Raw genomic sequence first — 20,862 nt, forward strand, 5'->3', positions numbered from 1 at the left:
GACGCATTAGTCAATAGATTGACGAAATTGACCACGCCAACTCGTGGAGGAAGTAAAAATGCCCGAAGAAAAGAAACTGACACGCGCTGAACAGAAGACACTGCGACCGCTGCAAATCCTTGAGGCGGCGTTCGAGGAATTCGTCAAGAACGGCTATTCGGCAGCCAGGGTAGAGGATGTCGCCGACAGGGTTGGCGTCACCAAAGGCACGGTTTATGTTTACTTCGAGACCAAGGAGAAGCTCTTTGAAGCAATGATCCAGCATATTTCGACACCATTCAAAGAGGTGTTGGAGACATCCGTGACCCTGAAGGGACGGTCAGCCGAAAGGCTGCAGCAATTCCTGGAACTTCTCTATGGTCAGCTTGTCGATAACCGGAAGACCAGGGAGCTGCTGAGATTCGTTATAGCTGAAGGGGCAAGATTTCCGGATCTGATCGATCGGCATCATCGGGAGTTCATCGCGCCCATCCTGAAGAAGATTCAGGAAATCTTGGACGAGGGGGCAGCGGCGAAGGAGTTCCCTCAAAAACCCGCCGAGTTTGCTGATGTCATTATGGCGCCCGCGCTGGCAATGATAATCATCCGGCTCATTTTCGATGATCGCCATACCATGGATCGACGTTCCTTTCGTGATGAGCACCTGAGAATGGTGCTGAAAGGGCTGACGGGCTAGGGGAGGCGGGTGGTGCCGAACATGCCGCGCAACCGGCCTAAAGCGTGTCGCACGTAACCGGATTCGGGATTGAACTAAGCCGCTATGGCGGCGAATGGCTCTGGCCTACTTCCGGTAGTAAAATGTGCTTTTGGGAAGGTCGGTCGCACCCTCGTCCGACAGAGCAGGAACCGCACGATGTGAAAGCAGCCAGCCGGAAAACGACGCCAAAGCTGACACTGGCGCTTGGGCATGCTCCACTTCATCGCTGGTCTGGATGCAGGAATGCGGCAAGGAATGTGGCGATGGCCGCCTCGGCGTGCCGCCGAATCTCCTGCTGGGTCGGAATCGCCTCGCCTCCCAGCATCATCACCCGGTTAACCGGGTCCGCCATCACTAGCCAGTTGAACTGCGACGCGGCGACCGTTGCGTCGGAGAACTGCAGCAGGTTCTCGTCGGCCAATTGTTCGAAGGCGCTAGCCAAGACCTCAAGCTCCCTTGCAGAGCCCCGCGCGTAAAGCACCTTGGCTAGCTCCGGGAACCTCTGCGCCTCCGCAATCACAAGCCGGCGCAACTGCATCAGCCCGGGCATGAGGACGATGGTGAGCTGCCGAACGGCATAGGCGAGGAGATAGGCTTTGAGCTGAGCGCGGTCTTCCACTTTGGGGAGGCCTATGCGAACGGCAGTATCTGCCTCGCCCGTCATCTGACTCATCACCGCGACAAACAGCGCCTCCTTGCTTGAGAAGTGCTTGTAGACCGTCTGCTTGGATACGCCAGATCGGCTGACGATTGCGTCCATGCTGGCTCCGGCATAGCCAGTGCTGAGAAAGACTTCGGCCGCGGCGCCGACGATAGCGGTCTGCTTGCGCTCCGAGCGTGTGCCAGGGACATGGGCTAGGTCGGCTTCAAGACCCGGTATCAACATTTTTCGAACTCCGTAGAAGTCTTTCCTATGTCGATGCCCAAAATCGAAAACATCACGGATCAGTTCCTCCTCCTTCAATGACGAGACATCATATTCGATGCCTCGAAAGGGCGGGCCATCCCATAATCAACAGCCGGACCACCTTTTAAAAAATGGCATCGCCAGCTTACCGCCGACCGGCGACCGTCGGGCACCGCCGACAGTCCTGGAGAACCGATGGCCGCTTGAAGACCTCTAGCGGCCTGTCAGCAGGCGTTCATCACGCGAAGCTCACGGCAAGGTTGAACGGCGTCTTGCGCAGCCGCTTTCCCGTCACCGCATGAATTGCGTTTGCCAGTGCCGGAATCGACGGCGGGACGCCACATTCTCCCGCTCCGCCGATCCGAGGGGAGTTTTCCAGGAGATGGACTTCAATTTCCGGGCATTGGGCCATGCGAATGGCGTCGAAGTCGTAGAAATTTTCCTGCTGGACGCGCCCGTCCTCGAACGTGATTGCCTGACCCATGGCGGTCGAAAGTCCGAAAATGATGCCTGACATCATCTGATCGGAATAGATGGCGGGATCCAAGACATGGCCCGGGTCTGCAACACACCAGACCTTGACGATGCGGATATCGCCATCTGTCACAGCAACTTCAACGACCTCGCCGACCCAGCTCCCATATGAAAGCGTGAAACCGACACCCTTTCCATGACCTGGCGGCAGTGCGCGCCCCCAATTGGATACGTCGCGCAGCTTTTCCATGACCAGTCTTGCGGGTCTGTGTTCCGCGGCGCTCATCATGGAAATGCGCATATCGATCGGGTCGAGCCCCGCCTTTTCGGCAAGTTCGTCCATAAAGCCTTCGTGGAAGAAGCCGTTGTACGATCCGCCGACCGAGCGCAAGAGCCCGACCTGGATGGCCGTCTTCATATTGTGTGCGGCAAAACGACTGTTCGCCCACACATTGGGCTGCCCGGCCATTCCCTCCAGCGTCTGTTCGTCCTCGGCGGGAAGAGGTGTTTCGGGTGCGAAACGCCCGAAAAGCCCTGCCATGACCGATGGTGCGGCAATGCTGACATCGATGGTTTCCGGCGATTTGCCCGGCTGCACGATCGCCCTGAGTTTCGCGAGCGCGCGCGGGCGGTAAAAGCCGTGTTGCATGTCCTCTTCCCTGCTCCAGGTGACTTTCACCGGCCGGCCTTCCGCTGCGGGCGCAAGAGCTGCCGCATAAAGCGCGGGGTCTCCGGCACGTCGACCGAAGCTGCCGCCCAGACGGGTAACATGAACAGTGACATCCTCCGTCTCGATGCCGAGAAACTTGGCGGCGACCTGTGCGTCGACGCCGGGCATCTGCGTGCCCGTCCATATGGTGAGTTTTCCATCCCGGAATTGTGCGGTTGCGCTCATCGGCTCCATGGTGGCATGCGCCAGGAAGGGCACTTCGTATTCCGCTTCGACAACGGTTGCGGGCTCGGCATCCGCGAATGCCTTATCCACGTCGCCGGCCTCGTCTCGGATCCAGTCTGGTGCGCGCGCCAGCGCATCCCTGTAGAGGGTTTCGATCCCGGCGTCATCGGCAGGATAGGGAGCCTCACCCCACTCGACCTCCAGAGCCTTTGCACCCTGAAACGCGGCCCAGGTGTTGTCGGCGATGATGCCGAAACCCGAGCCGACGGCGGTGTCGATCTGAACGACCTTCCTCACGCCCTTAATGGCCAGGGCAGGTGCATCGTCGAATTTGACGGCCTTCGCGCCCATGCGCGGCGACATACGTACAGTGCCGTAGATCATATCGGGCAGTTGAACGTCGATACCGAAGATCGGCGCGCCGGTCACCATTTTGCGTATATCGACCCGGCGTTGCGGCTTACCCAGGATTTTCCAATCCAATGAAGATCGCAGTTCAACGCTTGAAGGAATTTCCAGCTTTGCGGCATCGGTTGCCAGTTCGGTATATTCGAGTGTCCTGCCATCCGGATGAATGACTTTTCCAGCCTCGGTTTCCAGCTTCGAGACGTCGACATTCCAACGCTTGGCCGCCGCAGCCTTCAGCACTTCGCGGGCTGCCGCGCCGGCCCGGCGCATCTTCTCGTAGCCGTCGATGGTTGAGCTTGAGCCGCCGGTTGCCTGCATGGCGATGAATTTCGACATGACGCGCATCATCTCGCGCGTCGCCGTCGCCTTCAGCCCGTCGTCAAACCACGGAAAGGCAGCGACCTGATTGAACATCGCCTGATTATAATAGGCTTTCCCAGGCAATCCATGTTCGACCTTGATCTGATCCATGCCGACATCGAGTTCCTCGGCCACTAGCGCCGCCAGTGTCGTATGGATGCCCTGGCCCATCTCGGCGCGCGGCGCGATGATGGTGATGCCGCTTTCCTTGCCGATCCTGATATAGGGCGTGAACGCAGCCTCTTCCGCTGGAAGGTCTTCTTCAAGCGGATTGCTGTAGGGGCGCTTGTACATGTAGTAGCCGACGGCCAGCCCGCCCGCGGCGGCGACGCCAAGCCCGAGGAAGGTTCGACGAGCGATCTTTGCAACGCGGCCCATGTTCAAGCCTTCACATGCTTGGCCGCGGCGAGGATCGCAGCCTTGATTTTGGGATAGGTTCCACAGCGACACAGGTTCGTCATGGCATCGTCAATGTCCGCCTCGCTGGGGTTGCTGTTCGTGTTCAGCAAGGCGACGGCGGCCATGATCTGGCCTGACTGGCAATAGCCGCATTGGGGCACGTTGTGATCGATCCATGCATGCTGCACGGCGTGCAGCCCGCCCGGCGCCAGTCCTTCGATGGTGGTTACGCTCCCTTCGACGGCAGATACGGGATGAGAGCACGATCTTACCGGCTCACCATCGATCAGGACGGTACACGCACCGCAGGCACCGACCCCGCAGCCGAATTTCGGGCCCTTGATGTTCAGGAGATCACGCAGCGCCCAAAGCAGGGGCATATCCGGTTCCGCGTCCACATCATGCTTGGTTCCATTGACTGTGATTTGCATAACATTCTCCTCTCACCACGACGCAGATGCTGTCCTTCGCGATTATCGATGGTCCTCGTCTCGCAGCGTCGCTCCATCTTCCACCGGAGCGCCAAGCGGCCGTTTCAACCGCCCGGCCGGCATTCCGGTGCTGCAATTCGTCACTCAAAGGAACTGCTTGAAGAAACGCAAAAGCCGCGGAGCGATGTAACCCGTGTAGCCGCGCGGGTCGTCGATCGGTTCTTCGCCGAACCAGAAATGGCCGGCGCCGATCACAGGGAAATCCCGGACCATGAAGCCGGCCTGCTTGAGCGCCCCGATGAAAGGTATTGTCTGAAACTGCGGGTTCACGGTTTCATCCGCAGTTCCATATGCGATGAACATCGGGATCGTGTTCACCGCATATCGGACATAACTTATCGGGGATGCATCGAAGTAGCTCTGCCGGTTCGCGAAAGGTGGCGCACCGATCAGGCACTCGGAGCGCCGTTCCTTCGGGTCGGTGATATCGGCAATTTCCTGCTGCCACAGCGCAAACAGATCATAGACGCCGTAAATGCCGGCAAAGGTCTTGACGCTTGCATCAGCGCTCGAGAAGTCATTGGCCGGCTGCGCATTCCGGAAATGCGGAGAATCCCCGCCAAGCGTCGCCAACGCTCCCACATGGGCACCTGCGGACGAACCGAGCATTGCTATTCGGGCAGGGTCGATTCCAAGTTCGTCAGCAGCGCCGCGGACAAACTGTATAGCACTGACCACATCACAGACTGCCTCCGGAAACATCTTCGTCTTGTCTGCGACACGATAGTTAAAGCCGAACAATGCGATACCGTTCATGGCAAGAAACGGTCCCCAGACCTTGGCTGCTCTTGGATCGCAAAGACGCCACCCGCCGCCAGGGGCCGCAACCACGACCGGAAACGGTCCGTCGCCGGCGGGCAGGTACAGGTCGCCCCGCAACTCTACATTACCATGTCGCGCATAGGGGATTCCTTTGCGGACGACCACTCCTGCGTCTTCCGTTGTTATCGTTGCGGTATCCACACCCAATCTCCTTGCCGTGCGCTGTTTCCGATTAGATACAATGGGCTGGCAGCACCCGCAAACATGGCGAGTGCTGTCGGTCATTTGACGGCAGTCAACTCCGCCGTCGGCACAATCGTCGCCTGGGGATCGGACGATTCATTGACGTGCAGGCTACCAAAGCGCTGCTTGCACAACACGACAAGAAAAATGGAACCGATTGTTCCGATGGCCATGGGAATGGCCGCGAAAGCGATCATGTCCTTCGCAGGCAGTTCAAGTGTTAGTATGGCACTGCCGATCATCGGGCCGACGATTGAGCCGAGGCGCCCCGCACCGAGACCCCACCCAATGCCGGCCGCCCGAACCCTAGTCGGATAAAAAAGCCCGGCGATGGTCGAACAACCGACCTGCAGCGCACCCACGGACATCCCTGGTATCAGGACGCACAGGACAATTCCCGCTTGTGGAAGATCATACCAAGAGAACGCAAGCAGGAAGGGGATTGCGATGACAAACAGTATCGGCAGCAGCAAGACCCCGACACGCGAAACCAGCAGGGCGATTACGATGCCGCCAAGAATACCGGCGCCAGCAAATATCGCCGAAAACTTACCGGCTTCCTGAATGCTGTAGTTGAGGCTTTGCAGCACGAGCGGAAGCCAGCTGATGATCAGGAAAAGCGCCATCCCGGTGGAAAAGAAGGCCAGCCAAAGCATCAGGGTCATAGGACCCTTTCCGCCGTCGAACAGACGTCCGACAGAGCGGCCATCACTTTTTTCCGTTAGCTGGTTTTCAAGGCGCGGAACCCAGTCGGGGCTTGCATCGAGCCGCTTGAGCAGCGACTTCAGTTCGCCGTGTTTTTTCGGGTTGTTTGCCAAGTATTTGACCGATTCCGGCATCGTCAGCAATAGCACAGCTGCCAGGATGATAGGACCTACGCCTCCAATGATGGCCAGAATGTGCCAGCCGTAGGTCGGCACCAAGACAGCTGTCATCACGCCGGGAGCCATCGCGCCAAGCGGAACGCAGCTGGCAGCAAGCGCCAATATCCTGTTGCGCGACTTCTTCGGGGCGAATTCCGCGACCATTGCAGCCGCCGTTGGCATCGCGCCGCCCAGACCGACACCGATCACGAAGCGACAGAGGATCATTTGCGATATCGTCGTCGCCCACAACATCGCGAGCGTCCCGAGACCAAAAGCGAGGCAGCTTCCGACGATCGTCAGCTTGCGACCGTAACGATCGCCGACCAAACCGAGTAAGGGTCCGGCAAGCGCAAAGCCGACCAGGCTCGAGACAAAAACGGGCCCAAGCGCGGATTTATCGAACCCGAATTCCTTTACCAGTTCGGGGGCAATAAATGTAATGACGGTCAGATCGTAACCGTCCAAAAAAAACACTAGGCCGCAGAGGATCCATACAAGGATCATCAGTCCACCCGGTTTGGCCATGTCCAACGGGCCGTCCACATCGCTTGCTCCTGCCACAGTCCTCTCCCTTTTTTCCAGCTGCGCATCTGACGCCGCCACGGCTCTTCCGTCTCTTTAATATCGGACCCGTAGTAGCGACCTCGACGTTTATGAATGCCATGCCTGCATTACCAAAGGGGCGTTACCCAACTCACGCGAGTCTGCATCGTTGGTTCCTTGAGGCCATCCCCCTCAAGGCGCGGCCTGCTGCATGTCGGCTTGCATGTATGGCCGCCCGGCATGCTCCGGGCGGCTTTCTTTTAGAGATAGATTTGAAGGATCGTGTCGTGGAGTCCGTCGCAATCGATGAGGTCCACGCGCTGTCTGCGGATTTTGAAGCCCTCGTCCGTACTGACAAGGTGATGTGTGAAGCCACCTACATATGTCTTCAGCACATCGCGACGGAATTGGGTGACATGAAAGCGGGAGTGTACGACAATGTCGCCATTGCTATCGGGCTCGCCCAAGCGGACATTTCCGACGACATGGCTGCTGCGCGTGATCGGCTGCTGCCCTGCGGTTCCGAATGCCAGCAGACGCTCGCAGCGGGCAACCATCGTCGGCAGGTCGTCATACATGAATGACAGCTGCATCTCGGGGTCGGAGTCGTGCGGCGTCGCGGGGATCCAGTAAGTCCCGTCGTCTGTGAAGAGGCTCAGCCAAGATTCATAGTCACGAGCATCGATGAACTCGGCCTGCTGGAAGATGAAATCTTCCGCCTCGGCCCGGGTGACGGTTACGTCTTTGGGTCTATTCAACATAAATTCTTCCTCAAATTTCGCGACGGGTCGTTTCGGCGGTCATATATTCGCGCCATGCCTTGTACATGTTGCGCATGCAGACCTCGGAATTGCCGGTGGCGCCCTTGAAGCTGCCCTCTCCGACCTGGACGTCGCGATTGGCCTCGCGATGCAGACTGATCCATTCCGACTGTGGCCCCTTGAGACCCTGATGAACGCGGAAATAGGCTTCGAAATCGTCCGCCGCGACGACATTCGACGGGGAGTTGGCGAGGTTGCCGCCGGTGATCGCGCGACGCGTGAAGCTGTCCGGAGCGCCCTTGAAGCGGAACACCCAAATCTCCAGTGCGGTCTTATCGACGGAAATCGGACGCAGGACGCGCATCTGCTGAAGCGACTGCTGCATCACCAACGTCGGGAACATCATCACATTATGGAAATTCTGCTTCAGCACCGCGGCCGCCTTGTCGGCGCCGTGCCGGGCGATCAGGGCGGCCTTGTAGTGTTCCCCGTCTTCGCCCGTCAGTTCGGGCGCGAATGCCGCCATATCGAAATGTCCGTGCGGATGGGCGACGAGATCGATCTTCGCCATCTGGTCCGGCTCGCCGGCAAGCATCGCCGCCACGTCGAGGCCGCCCGGACGGGCGCGGCCCTTGAACTTCTCTAGCGTGCGCTGGGCGGCCCGCGCCATCTGGTGATGCACGAACGAGGTGTGCATGCCGTCGCTCATGTTGTCGAGGAAGATCTTCCAGTTGCTGTTCTGGACGGTGCGGTAGCAATTGCCGATGACCTCCAATTCGCCGCTCGGCGAGCGGTCGATGAGGTTGTCGAGACCACGCAGCCCTTCGCCGGCCCATGTCTTGAAATCCAGACCTTCCGGGGAAAGCGATGCGAAGACGAACCCGTGGTGATTATGCACGCGCGGCAACTGGCGCATCCCGTTCTTCGGATCCTTCACATTGAATTCGGTTCCGTCGTAGCCGGATTGCACCGGAACGGAAATGAGCGAGCCGTCGCCGTCGAAGCGCCAGCCGTGATACATGCACATGAAGTGCTTCGCGGTGCCGTTTCGGTCGGGACAGACGAGCGCGCCCTTGTGCGGGCAGCGGTTTTCGAGGACATAGATCTCGCCATTCTTGTGGCGCGTCATGACCACCGGCTGACGTCCGACCTGGGTCGAGAAATAGTCGCCGGGGTTGGGAACTTGGCTTTCATGTCCGACATAGATCCAGGACTTGCCGAAGATCTGGTCCATTTCCTGCTCGAACACATCCTGATCGGCGAAAACGCGCCGGTGAATGCGCTCCTTCTCGACCAGATCGCCGACATCAAGATCGTATTGTGAATCGTAGCTTCTCGGTGTTGAGACCTTTGTGTCCATAATTTCACTCCTCCAGGGATGATTTGTTTTGTGAGCGCCGGATGTGGCGCTCGGCTGCAATTCGAGCCGCGTCGGCTGCGCAGACAGCCGGCAGCGGCCAACGCGAAACTCCGTCTGTTTCGCGGAGGCCTTTTCGAGATTCTAGCGGAAATCGCCCGTCATCGCCGACCGTTGACGCGGGCGCGTCCCGGCACAAACATTCAGCTCGTCGACGGCTTAGCGGAAGCCGTGAACGGCTCGAGATCCACGGTGACGATCATGAAGGCATGCCCGCTACGACAGTCGAGCGACGCCATTGATGCTGGCACGGCCGCGGGTCCGGCATGATGAAAATTCGGCATTATGATTTTCTCCTCCAAGGCGCACTCCCGCTGCGCCAACGTTCAGCTTGGACTTGTATCGGCTGCCTTCCCGCCCGAAGGAGCCGGCAGTTTTCCGCCGTGCACAAACAACATTCATACGTTTGTATGATTTGTGTATATGCTGGTATAGTTTCTTGTCAACCGGATTCAGCGAAGGTAGACCTTTTTTGTCAAAAAGGACCGAGCGCATTATGAATCGCCGAAAGATCCAGAAACCCAATGCCAAGCAAGAAATATTGGACGTCTCCATTCGTCTTTTTGCGGAACGCGGCCTCGATGCGGTTTCCATACGCGACATCACCGGTGCGGCAGGCGTCAATCTCGGCGCTGTCACCTATCATTTCGGCTCCAAGGAACAGCTCATCCACGAGATTTTCGAGATGCTGTTGGGTCCGCTTCAGGAAAAGCGCATGGAGCTTCTCGATCGGGTGGAAGAGCAGACCGGAGACGGCCCCTTGGATGTGGAGCTGGTTCTGCGGGCGATGATCGAGCCGGCGATCACCAACTCCATCGGTAAGAAGGGCATCGTAACCTATCTTCCCCGTCTGATGTTTCAGGCCTATTCGGTCGAACGACCGTTTCTGGACAACAAGCTTTCCGAACAAAGCGACGCAGTCGCAAGGCGCTTCATCGACGCCATCGCGCGCGCCATGCCGGATATGCCATATGAGCAGGTGTGCTGGCGCTACTACATGGTCTTGGGCGGACTTCTGCAACTGACCTCCGATGCGCTGGGCGCAAACCGCCTGTGGCGTCTGTCGGGCGGACTCTGCAAGACCGATGATCCGACAGGAATGATCGAGGAACTCGTCGCATTTTCCATGCGAGGCCTGGTTGGCCGGTAGAGTCGCCTCGAGTTTTTCAGTGACACGGCCGGGGATGACTACAACATCCTATGCGACCTCCATTGGCCTGCGTCATGTCGAGGCTTTATCGGTGTGCCCTGAGCATCGCCCGGCACAAAGTCACCAAGATTCAGCTGGAATTCTGATCCCCCCGCCCGACAGCGGGCGAGGGCGTGATGGGTCAAACCACCGGCGCGACACTGCCATTTCCTCACATCACGGTCGGATTTCCAACACCATCCTTCGTCGCCGCAATCATGGAACTGCCGCTGAACATTGCGAACCGTGCGTTGCAGCTTCCGCTGTCCGGCCTTAAATCGCTTTTTGGCACGCCACCTGATGGTTACTCCGACACTTTTCCGCCGCTTGGTGCGTACAAGGCGACGTTACCTATCCGCTTCGCTCGGCGGTTTCGGCATCCATAGCGGGACCGCCAGGCTGACCCAAAAGGAATTCGATTTGGTGGTATTCCGGGCAATGGGGGTTGTTCTGAAGTTGAAGTTCAAGATAGGCCCGCCGAAATCGTAGGAGATGGACGGACCGATGGACAACAAACGCGTCTTGCCATTCACTGCACCGTCGCCGCTATCCGACTGGAACTGGTCGTAGAAGCCGCCGACGACACCAGCCCTCCAGTTGCCGGACTGCCATCCCGAACGAAAGTCCACGTTAATCGCATTTCCGGTCCTGTAGTGCGTGGTGTCATTTGTTTCGTTGAAGATCCCACGAGCGAGGGCCGCGAAATAGAATCCATCTTTCCCGGCGTGGGTGAAACCGAAAGTCGGTTGGTGGGACGCGTAACCCACCGCGGGGCTGAAAGCGTCCGTGGCGCTATAATTTCCCAGCTTACTGGCGTAATCATATCCGAATGTTATCGAGTTATATTCATCAAAGTCGTATTTCCCAATGATTGGCCCGAAGAAGATATTGCCGAATCCCGTTTTACTCCCGTCTGCCGCAGTAAAGCCCCCAAATTTCACGGTCGTGTCGCCATGCACAACGGGGACAATAATCTGACTGTAAAGATGGAGATCGCCGATAGATCCCCAGGAAAACAGAAAGCGCGACGTACTGGTGGTGACATTCAGGTCCAGATCGCTGCCTGGAATTGTTTTTCCGTCGTCGCCAACCAGGGCATAGCTGTTCGAATACGATAGGTTCTCTTGCATGAAGAGCCCGGGTATATACGGAAGCACGCCGATGAAATCGCCGCTCGAACCCGGTTGATACGGCAGCGCGCCACTCTCCGCTGCATAGGCAGACGTTGCGACGGTATTCGCCGCGAAAGAACAAGAAATGGCCAGAATGCTAGCAAGAACTCTCAACTTCATCATGTATTCCCCCCAAGTGGCGTTCATTCTCTATTTCGTCTGTGTGGTGGCCTTTCCTTCTCCGAAGTTTCCGCGACGGAGAAGTTACGGCTCAAGCCGCGCTGGATCGCTCTTGCGATGCTCCAGCAGAAATTGATCGGATAGTTTGCTCTGCCCCGAAGACTTCCTCGCCCTTGCGTGTCGTCCGCATGCCTCCCCGCCGCATGGACGAAAACGGCTCCCGGTTCATGGATTCGGGAAGACGTCTAGCCGGCTATAAAAGTTCATGCGTATGGTCTTGAAACGTGGGACGCTGGATCGAACCATTCCAGGCGCCATGTCCCCGCTGTAAGCATTGAACGATCGCTGTCCTCACATGTTCAGGATCGGCTTGATGACCTTACCAGTGCGATATTGCTCGAAAGCGTCGGCGATCTGATCGAAGCGGAATTCGGTGAGCAGCTTTTCAAACGGAAACAGTCCCTTGCGCCAGTAGTCTATGAGCAGCGGGATTCCGACCTTAGGATTGCTGAAGCCACCGATGATGCCCTGGAGCTTGCGCCCGCCCGTCATCAATTCCTGCATGTTCGGCACCCAGGGCGCACTTGGAAAAATTACGAAGCCGGCCGTACCCTCAACGGCAAGGCATGCCGTCGCCGCATCGAATACCGCCGGTGGCGAGGCTGTAATGAAACTGAAATGGAAGCCGTGCGGCTCAAGCCGTTTTAGGGCATCACCGGCGCGGCCGTCCGAGAGCACGATGTCGGTCGCGCCGACTTCCCGCGCCAGTTCGAGCCGTTCCTTGTTGACATCGACCGCGGCGATCCTCGACGCTCCGGCGATCTTCGCGGCCATCACCGCCGAAAGACCCACGGCGCCGGTGCCGAAAATCGCGATGGATTGGCCGGGCCGAACGGCAAGCGCCTCCAACACCGAGCCTGCGCCGGTGGCCATGCCGCAGCCCAGCGGGCCGCACAGATGCAGTGGTACGTCCTTCGGCACCTTGACAGCCGTCCGTTCGGAGGCGACGACATGTGTCGCAAACGAAGATTGCCCGAAAAACACCCCCGACACGGGTGTCCCGCCTTGGCTAATCGGAGACGAGCCGTCGGCGCGGCAGCCGCACCAGCAGAGCTCGACCATATGATCGCAATAGACCGTGCGGCCCGTGTGACAGCTTGCGCAGTGGCCGCAGGAATTCCCACTGAGAATGACGTGATCTCCGACCTTCAGCCCATGCACGCCGGGGCCGACGGCTTCGACAATGCCGGCGCCCTCGTGGCCGAGCACCATTGGCTTGGTGGCGAAACGAGCGCCGAAGGGACCGTGAAACATCAGATCTGAATGACAGATGCCCGTCGCGACCACCTTCACCTTCACCTCGTCGACCAAATGTTCGCCGAGCTCCACCGTTTCAAGCTGCGGGGCAGATTCATTTTCTCGCGAAATCGCGGCCGTTATCTGCACGAATTACCTCCCATTGCGCTGAACCGGCAAAGTCGGTCGGCGCTCCTCCTCATTTCATGAAACTTCCCACTGCCGCCTCGCCGGCGCCAAAAGCCGGCCATTGTTCAAATCCACCCTGTTTGCCGCCTTTCAGCGGCCTGCAGACGGTGCGAAGCCCGTCCTAGGGGGGGCCGAAAAGTCAGGCGGGGGCCTGCAAGAGCTGCGCGGGGATGACGAAGCCACCGGCAAAATATCCCAGCGCCTTGTCGTCCTGCGATCGAGAAACGGCACGCACCTGACCGATAAAGATGCGGTGAGAGCCGCTGTCCAATTCCTCGACGACCTCGCAATCGAAGCTGGCGGAGCTGTTCTGTAGGATCGGAGCACCGGTTTTCAGCATGGTCCATTCGCCCACCGAAAAGCGATCCTGAAGATCAGCCGGTGCGCTCGCGAATGTGCTGGCAAGTTCGACATTTTCCGGACCTAGCAGATTTACCGAAAATGCGCCGCTCTCGCTCACCGCGGAACAGGTGCTCCCCTTTCTATTGAGACAGACCAGCAGCGTAGGCGGGTCCGCGGAAACGGAACATACGGCCGTCGCCGTCATGCCATACGGACGGTTGTCGCTGTGGGTGCAGATAAGCGCGACGCCCCCGATGAGCTTACGCATGGCCATCCGGAAATCGTCCCGGCTGCATTCTGCAAAGTCCTGTTGTCCGGCACTATGGTCCATCGCTTCCTCCCTAGAGCAGCATGTCGTCAGGCACCCGGCCCATCATAACCCTGCTGAATGATTTGCCCGCCGCGTCGAAGTTCAACACGATCTGCCCGGCCACCGCGTGCATGTCGCGGAACGCCTGCTGCATGCTGTTGCCTTCGTAGATGGCGTAGGCGCCGGCTGCGGTATAGAGCCGATCGACCGCGACCATGCTGAGCCGCGTCGCAAAAGCCTGGTCACGGCGGCAACGGGCGCGGGTCTCGATGGTCAGCGTGCCAGTCGCGGCAACCTCGGCCATGGCCTCCGCGGTGTTTGCCTTCAGGACGCGAAGGGCGGCTTCGGCCTCTGCCGCCGATTCCGAAATCTTCAGCTGGATCGTGTCCAGATCGCCCATGGTCGCACCATTGAGAATCTTGCGGTCCCGCACATAGGCAGTGAACTTGCCGACGAAGCCGAGCGCGATTCCGACGCCAACCGCGGCCAGCCCCGACGGCGCCCAGGCATGCCGCGGTGAACGGTAGTATGGGGTTTCATAATCCAGCGCCCCAATCGCGTTGCCGTCCATCAGCTGACGGAAAGGTAGGGTCCGGTATTCGGGCACGAAGACGTCGGCGACATGAATGGATTTGCTGCCCGTGCCGCGCAGTCCCACAACATGCCAATCGTCCTCGATCCGGATGTCCTTGAACGGGATCAATGTGAAAATCATCCCCGGCGCCTCGCCTTCGCCATTCTCGACGCGCGCGCCGGCGAGAGCCCATTGAGCATAGTCGCAGCCGCTGGAAAAACTCCACTTACCGCTGACGGCGAAGCCGCCGTCGACCCGGCGGGCGATCGCCGTCGGCGCCACTGCCGAGGAAGCGACCGCCAGCGGATATTCAGTCCAGATTTCCGTCTGCGCTTCGACGGGGAAACAGGCGATCGCCGTCGCGTGAGCGGACAGGACGCTGTATACCCACGCAGATGATCCACATTCCCGGGCCAGTTCGACGATCAGGTCGAGCCATTCCGCATTGTCTATTTCGGCGCCGCCCCAACGGGCAGGCTGAAGCGCCCTGAAAAGGCCGGCATCCCGCATAGCGGAAACGACCTCGGCCGAAACGACCCGGTCCCGGTCTGTCTGCGCGGCCCTCTCGCCTGCGGACTTCGCGATCGACTGCATCGCGATTTTCAAATCGCGCGCCCTGGGTTGCGAAATAGAAGTTATTGACGCCGTCTTCTTCATGAAAATCCTCCGACTGAACCGACCATAGCAGCCGGCCCGCCGATTGCTTTATGCTCCTTTGCGATACCGTTATGCGGGACAGGAACTGGCGTGAGCGCATTCGAAGAACGCCAACAGGCGTGACGGTGGCGGCGGAAGAGGCCGGCGGTAGTGGCTACAGGCCCGTCACTGGGCGCTTTCCTGCCGCGGTTGAACAATCAGCGACAGGCAGGCGTTGAACATTAGGATTAGGGCGCCGACCTGGTTCAATCGGGTCGGCGCCCTAACGACTTGTTTGCAAGCCATAGTCTTGTCGGTTCTCGTTTCACTCCGGTTGGACTTGCTCCAAAATCAGGCGGCGCGCACCGCGACGTTCATTTCGCCGATGCCGTCAATGCGGCAATTCATGATGTCGCCGGGCTCGATCGGCGCGACACCTTCCGGCGTACCGGTCATGAAGATGTCGCCCGGCTCCAAGGTGTAGGCCTCCGAAGCGTAAGCGATGAGCTTACGGCAATCGAAAATGAGATCGCGCGTGTTCGCCTTCTGGCGCGTTTGGCCACTCACCTTCAATTCGAAGTCCACAGCAGAGGGGTCGCCGAATTCGTCCGATGTAACGAGCCAGGGGCCGAAGACGGAGAATGTGTCGCGCGACTTGCGGTAGCTCCGCTCTTCCGGCCCGCGAATGGTCATGTCGAGACCGATCATGAAGCCGGCGATATAATCCAGCGCATCCGCCTCGCTGACGTGGCGCGCCGTCTTGCCGATGACGAAACAAAGTTCGATCTCATGGTCCGTACGGCGATCCGTGCGGTCGGAGACCACGGCATCCGCCGGCCCGATCATCGAGCTTGTCGCCTTCAGGAAGACGCCGCATTCCTGGATGGTCTTGACTTGGGTGCCGAAATGGATGCCTTGATCGGCTCGGGACTCTTCAAGATGAAGCTTGTAGTTGACCGGCGCCGCGATGATTTTCCCGGGCTGCGCGACTGGACTGCGCAGCTTGACGTCGGCCACTTTCACGCGCTCGGCGGACGGCAGCAGCTTCTTCATTTCCGGTATGAGGATCGGCAAGTTCGCAATCAACGCATCGCCGCGTGGATAGGGCCACCTAACCGTCGGCAACTGCTCCAGAACCGCCGAAACATCGGCGATTTCGTCTCCGTCCACAACCCCGATACGGTTGTCGTCAAAACGGCAGATTCTCATTTTTCTTCCATCCTATCCCTGTTCGGTGACTTTAAGCGCCGGCCTCATGCCCGCCTTCGGATCGAAGCCTGCCAGTTTTGCTTTCAGAAGCTCGCCAGTGCGGCGGTAGTGTTCCACGAGAAGGCTTCCCGCCAGATCACCATTGCGATCCAGCGCGGCGTCGGCGACCCGCTTGTGCTCCTCCACTGCCCCAGTTCTCGGCCCGCGCGCCAACCGCGCGATATAGCGATACCGGTTGCTCTCGTTGTAAAGCTGCTCGCAAAAGCGCAGCAGCGGCTTCGACGGGCAGGCCGAAATCAGCGCCGCATGAAATTCGAAATGGGCGGCTTCCCACTGACGTAGTGAACCGTCATCCTTTTTATCCAACCGCGCCGCCTCCCGTTGCAGGTGAAACTGGGCGAGGACGATCTTTTCCTCCCACGCCACGTCGCCGTGGAGCACCGCCTCGCGGACCGCGCGCTCCTCGACGAAACAACGGGTCCACAATATTTCCGCATAATGCTCGGGGCTGACGACCGCGACCCGGAAGCCGCGATTTTCCACGCGCTCGACGAGGCCGGTGGTCGAAAGAATCGACAAGGCTTCGCGCACCGGCGTCGCGCCCGTGCCGTATCGCTCGAGAAGCAGTTCGATCTTCAACTTCGAACCGGGTTCCAGTGCGCCATGCAGAATGTCGCTGCGAATTTGCTCAAACACAACGGTCGTTTGCGAAAGTGGCGCACTCTTCTCTTCGGGAGATTTTGCAATGCCTGCCACGGCCGATACTCCGTTTTCAGATTATGAAGAAGCTATATTCATCCAAGTCATGCGCTGTCAACAAAATATCGATAAAGATACGTTTATGGGTAAAACTGTTGCAATGGAACAAAAATCGATATAGGCAAAGCGCGCAAAAGGAGCGCCTGTCAATGAGTGTGCCGATCACAAATCCGACCCCTGCTTTTTCCATCCGAAGAGCAAGCCATATCTCGCTGACAGTCGCAGACCTGGAGGTGAGCCTAGCTTTTTACACCGAGGTCATCGGGCTCGTGGTTTCGGCGACGGGTGATGGCGTCGCTCATCTCAGAGGCGTGGAGGAAAGCGCGCATCACAGCCTGACGTTGGTCCAGACGAAGGGCGAGCCAAGCTGTCGCCGCCTGGGTTTCCGGGTCGAAAGCGATGCTGATCTCGACCGCGCCTTCGGCAATTTTTCGCATCTCGGACATCGGCCCGAATTTGTCGACCTGCCGCATCAGGGCCGTACGCTCCATGTCAGCGACAGCGTCGGATCGCCGCTTGAATTCTGCGCCACCATGCCTGTCCAGCAACGTCTGCACGACCAGTTCCAACTGCAGAAAGGGGCCGCTGCGCTACGCTACGATCATGTGCAGCTTCTGGCGCCCGACGTGGCAAAGGCAAGCGCGTTCTACACCGCGCTTGGCTTTCGCATTTCCGACTATTTCGTCGACCTGGAAGAAGATGAGGAGCCTCTCGGCATCTTCATGTATCGGAAGAACAATCCGCACGATATCGTCTTTCTGACGCGGCCGGGACCGGTTCTTCACCACTTCGCCTACGTCGTCGCGGATTCGACCTTCCTGTTTCGCGCCCTGGATACGGCCGGCGCGCTCGGCTTTTCGGGCAATCTCGAGCGTGGACCGGCGCGGCATGGAGAGGGACATGCGCTTTATGTCTATTTCCGCGATCCCGACGATCATCGTGTGGAAATCCTGACGCCGCCGATCCAGATGGGCGATGCGGAGGATGTGCCGATGCGCTGGCATCGCGGCAACAGGCATTCATGGGAATTCCCGGCGCCGAAAAGCTGGCTTTACGAGGCCTCGAAGTTCGAGGGCGTGGAAATTCAGGGCAAGGGGGCGGCCGCTAAACTTCGCAACCTTGAGGATTTTCTAGCAAGCCGCCCACTCAAGATGCCGGAATAACCATGTCCACCCTTCTGGAACTGGAAGGATTCGAATACCGGACCTTCTGCGCTCAGGCCTTGGGAGGCCGGCCGCTGCTCCTCCTTCACAAGACCGGGGGAGGCGAGAGCGAACTCGTTCCGCTTGCCCCGACGGTCGCTCCGGATATGACCGTTGCGGGCATCAGAGGGCAGGTCGGGGAAGATGGCAAGCGCCGCTTCTTCAAGCGGGTCGGCCCCGGATTGTTCGACGAAGAGGATTTGCGTGACAGGGCAGCCGTCTCAACGATTTCATGCGTAGATTTATTTCTAAGGACGCCGTGCAGCCGCCGCTCGTTCTTGGCCTGTCGAACGGAGCGAATATCCTGATGGCTTGTCTCTACCGTGGAAATGCGCCCTTCGATGCGGCGATCCCGCTTCGGCCAGCTATTCCCTTCGAGGATGTCCCTTCGGCAAGGACCGATGGCGCGGCTGTCCTTATCGTTGCGGGCTCCCTGGACGAAACGGTGCGGCCGGACGAAAGCCTCAAACTCGCGGCCCACCTGGCGCTTGCCGGTGCCGATGTCAGCCTGGAGATGGTGGAGGCGGGGCACCGGCCGGTTCGGGCGGATGAGGAGGCGATACGGGAATGGCTGCTGGGAAGAGCAGGATGAGCCAGATCGTTTGGCCTGGGGAAACGGCGACATGCATTGGGTAACTCTGAACGGCCTGATGACGTTCCATTCCATCGTGGAACTTGGGAGCATCAACCGCGCCGCCCATGGGCTCAACGTATCGCAGTCGTCCCTGACCCGAACGCTCCAGCAGTTGGAAGCGCGGCTTGGAGGCGCGCTTGTCACCAGAACTCCGAAGGGCGTCGAACTGACCGCATTCGGAGAATTGGTCTTCACGCATGCCACCGACATAAAGAAACAGGTCGGCAAGACCGAAACCGCCATCAAATTGCATCAGGATACGTCCGCCCAACTTCTCAGGGTGGGTGTGGTCATGGTTCACCCGCTGCTTCCCTTCTGCAAAAGCGTGGTGCGCCTGGTGGAAAAGCATCCCGAATTCCGCATCGAGCTTCGGTTTGGCTCCGCAGCGGAGATGCTGGCGGGATTGCAGCAGGATAACCTCGACATCGTGCTCTACTACATTCTCAAGGGGTCGGAGGCGGACGGGTTGGTGCAGGATGTCCTTGCCGAAGAGGAGGTGGCCGTTTTCGCAAGCTCCTCCCATCCTCTGGTGAATAATCCGTCGCCGTCGATCAAGGATATCGCCGGCTCCAGATGGGTTCTGGGGCCGCCGGATGTGTCGATCACTCGTCTAATCACCTCAGTATTCGAAGAATCCGGGACGCCAGGCCCCGACGTTGCCATCGAGGTCGACATGATCCCCTTGCGGCGCGCGATCACGCAGAATTCCCAGTTTCTCTCGGCATTTCAAACGCATCATGTCGATCCGAAGCTGGCGAACGGGAAACTTGTCAGGATCGCCTTTCCGATCAAGCAGGAGCACCGGCCGATCGGAACCATCCGCATAGGTCAGCACACGCGCCTCACGCGCACGTTCGTTTCGATTTTGAAGGAGATTTACCAGGCCGAACTGGGGTAAGCCCGGTTTACACGCATCAGCTTCAGCGGCTATGGCGGCTTGGAGCGTTACAGGTGATCAGGTTTTCACCGGAAGCTCCAGGATATGTTTGGCAGGCGCAAGACTGGCCAGAAGCTCTTCTTGGGAAACGGAGTACGGCGCCCTTCAAATCGCGGCGCGATGGCGGCGCTACCGCCTAATTTCCACAGCCAGTATCTCTGTGGAAACAATGTCTGGCACGAAGCGTAACCATACGGAGTCGCACGGCGCCTGGAAGCTTAAGCAAAACGAGGGAGGAATGATCATGTCGATGAATATACTACGCCCGTCAATAGTGCTGCTCTTTACGTTAGTGCTGCGTCCCGCGGTTGCTCAAGCCGAAGGGGATGTGGCTCGAGGGGAGAAGCTCTTTGCCCGCTGCAGTGCCTGTCACTCAACTGATGGAACCCGTAAGATCGGTCCAACGCTGGCCGGCGTTGTTGGGCGCACGGCCGCAACTATCGGAAACGCGCGCTTCTCTAAAGCGTTGATTGAATCGGAAATCATTTGGACAGAGGAGACCCTTGAAGAGTATTTGAGCGAGCCGAAGAAGCTCGTTCCCGGCACTACGATGGTTACTCGCATCCCGGATCTACAAGATCGGAAGGACGTCATATCCTACCTCAAAACCCTCTATTGACGTGAACTTGTTCTCTCGGGCTGGACCACCGGACCTGGCAAAACTGACACGCTCTGTGGGCCTTAAAAGGCTGATGAAGTCACGAGGTCCATACCGGCGGCACGCGACACATCAAAGACGTGGAATCCATGCCAGTGAGAGTCGCGCGGCATCGCGTGAGTCTGAAGCAGAGATGACCGAGCTGTTTCTGGACGTATCGTTCGTCGATCTCGGCGGAGGAAGCGAGACCGTCGCGGACTCGGCCATTGCCGTGTGCTTGACGAGGCGTTCCTGTGCATCGTTTTCACCCAAAGTCCACCGTGCAGGCTTGTTTTCGAAGAGCAGCGGGAATTGAGTGCCTACGCTCTTGGCCGCGTGCTCACACGGGCCAGGCCGGATCATCTCGTCCTTCATTAGGACCTGCCTAGGCGTCGGCGATCACCGTGAACATGCGGCGTGCTGGCGAAGCCGT

At 58.8% G+C, this 20,862-nt stretch carries 22 protein-coding genes; 8 read left to right on the plus strand and 14 right to left on the minus strand.

The window, feature by feature from the left end:
- Positions 1-58: 58 nt before the first annotated feature.
- Positions 59-676 carry a TetR/AcrR family transcriptional regulator gene (locus N2599_RS35920; protein WP_027511245.1) on the plus strand — a complete coding sequence of 206 codons (618 nt, stop codon included), beginning with the start codon at positions 59-61 and terminating at the stop codon, positions 674-676.
- A gap of 241 nt (positions 677-917) precedes the next feature.
- Here the strand turns inward: N2599_RS35920 and N2599_RS35925 are convergent, their stop codons facing one another.
- The 8 genes from N2599_RS35925 to N2599_RS35960 form a co-directional block, all read right to left on the minus strand.
- Positions 918-1,583 (minus strand): TetR/AcrR family transcriptional regulator, encoded by a 666-nt coding sequence (locus N2599_RS35925; RefSeq protein ID WP_027511244.1) that lies wholly within the window; start codon positions 1,581-1,583, stop codon positions 918-920.
- Between the two features lie 259 nt (positions 1,584-1,842).
- A complete protein-coding gene (locus tag N2599_RS35930; protein ID WP_027511243.1) occupies positions 1,843-4,119 on the minus strand; it encodes a xanthine dehydrogenase family protein molybdopterin-binding subunit in 2,277 nt (758 codons plus the stop codon).
- A 2-nt stretch (positions 4,120-4,121) separates the two neighbouring features.
- On the minus strand, positions 4,122-4,571 hold the full coding sequence (locus N2599_RS35935; protein WP_027511242.1) for a (2Fe-2S)-binding protein: 450 nt from the start codon (positions 4,569-4,571) through the stop codon (positions 4,122-4,124).
- 144 nt (positions 4,572-4,715) lie between these two features.
- Complete coding sequence (locus N2599_RS35940; RefSeq protein ID WP_051336653.1) at positions 4,716-5,594, minus strand: alpha/beta hydrolase; 879 nt, start codon at positions 5,592-5,594, stop codon at positions 4,716-4,718.
- Positions 5,595-5,674: 80 nt separating this feature from the next.
- Positions 5,675-7,105: an MFS transporter gene (locus N2599_RS35945; protein ID WP_156915303.1), complete on the minus strand. Its 1,431-nt coding sequence runs from the start codon at positions 7,103-7,105 to the stop codon at positions 5,675-5,677.
- 200 nt (positions 7,106-7,305) lie between these two features.
- Positions 7,306-7,806, minus strand: a complete 501-nt coding sequence (locus N2599_RS35950; protein WP_027511239.1) for an aromatic-ring-hydroxylating dioxygenase subunit beta — start codon at positions 7,804-7,806, stop codon at positions 7,306-7,308.
- Positions 7,807-7,816: 10 nt separating this feature from the next.
- Positions 7,817-9,166 (minus strand): aromatic ring-hydroxylating oxygenase subunit alpha, encoded by a 1,350-nt coding sequence (locus tag N2599_RS35955; RefSeq protein WP_051336652.1) that lies wholly within the window; start codon positions 9,164-9,166, stop codon positions 7,817-7,819.
- 200 nt (positions 9,167-9,366) lie between these two features.
- Entirely contained in the window at positions 9,367-9,507 is a 141-nt protein-coding gene (locus N2599_RS35960; protein ID WP_156915302.1) for a hypothetical protein, read from the minus strand.
- A 212-nt stretch (positions 9,508-9,719) separates the two neighbouring features.
- On the opposite strand from N2599_RS35960, the gene N2599_RS35965 reads away from it, so the two are divergent.
- Complete coding sequence (locus N2599_RS35965; protein WP_027511236.1) at positions 9,720-10,373, plus strand: TetR/AcrR family transcriptional regulator; 654 nt, start codon at positions 9,720-9,722, stop codon at positions 10,371-10,373.
- Positions 10,374-10,549: 176 nt separating this feature from the next.
- Positions 10,550-10,798 (plus strand): hypothetical protein, encoded by a 249-nt coding sequence (locus N2599_RS35970; RefSeq protein ID WP_132568678.1) that lies wholly within the window; start codon positions 10,550-10,552, stop codon positions 10,796-10,798.
- Here N2599_RS35970 and N2599_RS35975 read toward each other — a convergent pair.
- The 6 genes from N2599_RS35975 to N2599_RS36000 form a co-directional block, all read right to left on the minus strand.
- Positions 10,760-11,731 (minus strand): SphA family protein, encoded by a 972-nt coding sequence (locus tag N2599_RS35975; protein ID WP_027511235.1) that lies wholly within the window; start codon positions 11,729-11,731, stop codon positions 10,760-10,762. The two genes, N2599_RS35970 and N2599_RS35975, sit on opposite strands and share 39 nt — an antisense overlap.
- 324 nt (positions 11,732-12,055) lie before the next feature.
- Complete coding sequence (locus tag N2599_RS35980; RefSeq protein WP_027511234.1) at positions 12,056-13,150, minus strand: NAD(P)-dependent alcohol dehydrogenase; 1,095 nt, start codon at positions 13,148-13,150, stop codon at positions 12,056-12,058.
- 178 nt (positions 13,151-13,328) lie between these two features.
- Positions 13,329-13,862, minus strand: coding sequence for a flavin reductase family protein (locus tag N2599_RS35985; RefSeq protein ID WP_051336651.1), 534 nt, complete (start codon positions 13,860-13,862; stop codon positions 13,329-13,331).
- 10 nt (positions 13,863-13,872) lie between these two features.
- Complete coding sequence (locus N2599_RS35990; RefSeq protein ID WP_167333920.1) at positions 13,873-15,009, minus strand: acyl-CoA dehydrogenase family protein; 1,137 nt, start codon at positions 15,007-15,009, stop codon at positions 13,873-13,875.
- A gap of 393 nt (positions 15,010-15,402) precedes the next feature.
- Positions 15,403-16,260: a fumarylacetoacetate hydrolase family protein gene (locus N2599_RS35995; RefSeq protein ID WP_027511232.1), complete on the minus strand. Its 858-nt coding sequence runs from the start codon at positions 16,258-16,260 to the stop codon at positions 15,403-15,405.
- A gap of 12 nt (positions 16,261-16,272) precedes the next feature.
- Positions 16,273-17,016, minus strand: a complete 744-nt coding sequence (locus N2599_RS36000) for a GntR family transcriptional regulator (protein ID WP_051336650.1) — start codon at positions 17,014-17,016, stop codon at positions 16,273-16,275.
- Between N2599_RS36000 and N2599_RS36005 the strand changes: the two genes are divergently transcribed.
- The 5 genes from N2599_RS36005 (at position 17,006) to N2599_RS36025 (ending at position 20,411) form a co-directional block, all read left to right on the plus strand.
- A complete protein-coding gene (locus N2599_RS36005; RefSeq protein ID WP_260308626.1) occupies positions 17,006-17,140 on the plus strand; it encodes a hypothetical protein in 135 nt (44 codons plus the stop codon). The two genes, N2599_RS36000 and N2599_RS36005, sit on opposite strands and share 11 nt — an antisense overlap.
- A gap of 28 nt (positions 17,141-17,168) precedes the next feature.
- Positions 17,169-18,182, plus strand: coding sequence for a VOC family protein (locus tag N2599_RS36010; RefSeq protein ID WP_051336649.1), 1,014 nt, complete (start codon positions 17,169-17,171; stop codon positions 18,180-18,182).
- 271 nt (positions 18,183-18,453) lie between these two features.
- On the plus strand, positions 18,454-18,813 hold the full coding sequence (locus N2599_RS36015) for an alpha/beta hydrolase (protein ID WP_167333919.1): 360 nt from the start codon (positions 18,454-18,456) through the stop codon (positions 18,811-18,813).
- Positions 18,814-18,844: 31 nt separating this feature from the next.
- Positions 18,845-19,753: a LysR family transcriptional regulator gene (locus N2599_RS36020; RefSeq protein WP_027511231.1), complete on the plus strand. Its 909-nt coding sequence runs from the start codon at positions 18,845-18,847 to the stop codon at positions 19,751-19,753.
- A 283-nt stretch (positions 19,754-20,036) separates the two neighbouring features.
- Positions 20,037-20,411, plus strand: a complete 375-nt coding sequence (locus tag N2599_RS36025) for a c-type cytochrome (protein ID WP_245209266.1) — start codon at positions 20,037-20,039, stop codon at positions 20,409-20,411.
- Positions 20,412-20,862 lie beyond the last annotated feature (451 nt).

Origin of the sequence: Rhizobium sullae, from assembly GCF_025200715.1 — a bacterium.
Taxonomy (GTDB): Bacteria; Pseudomonadota; Alphaproteobacteria; order Rhizobiales; family Rhizobiaceae; genus Rhizobium; species Rhizobium sullae.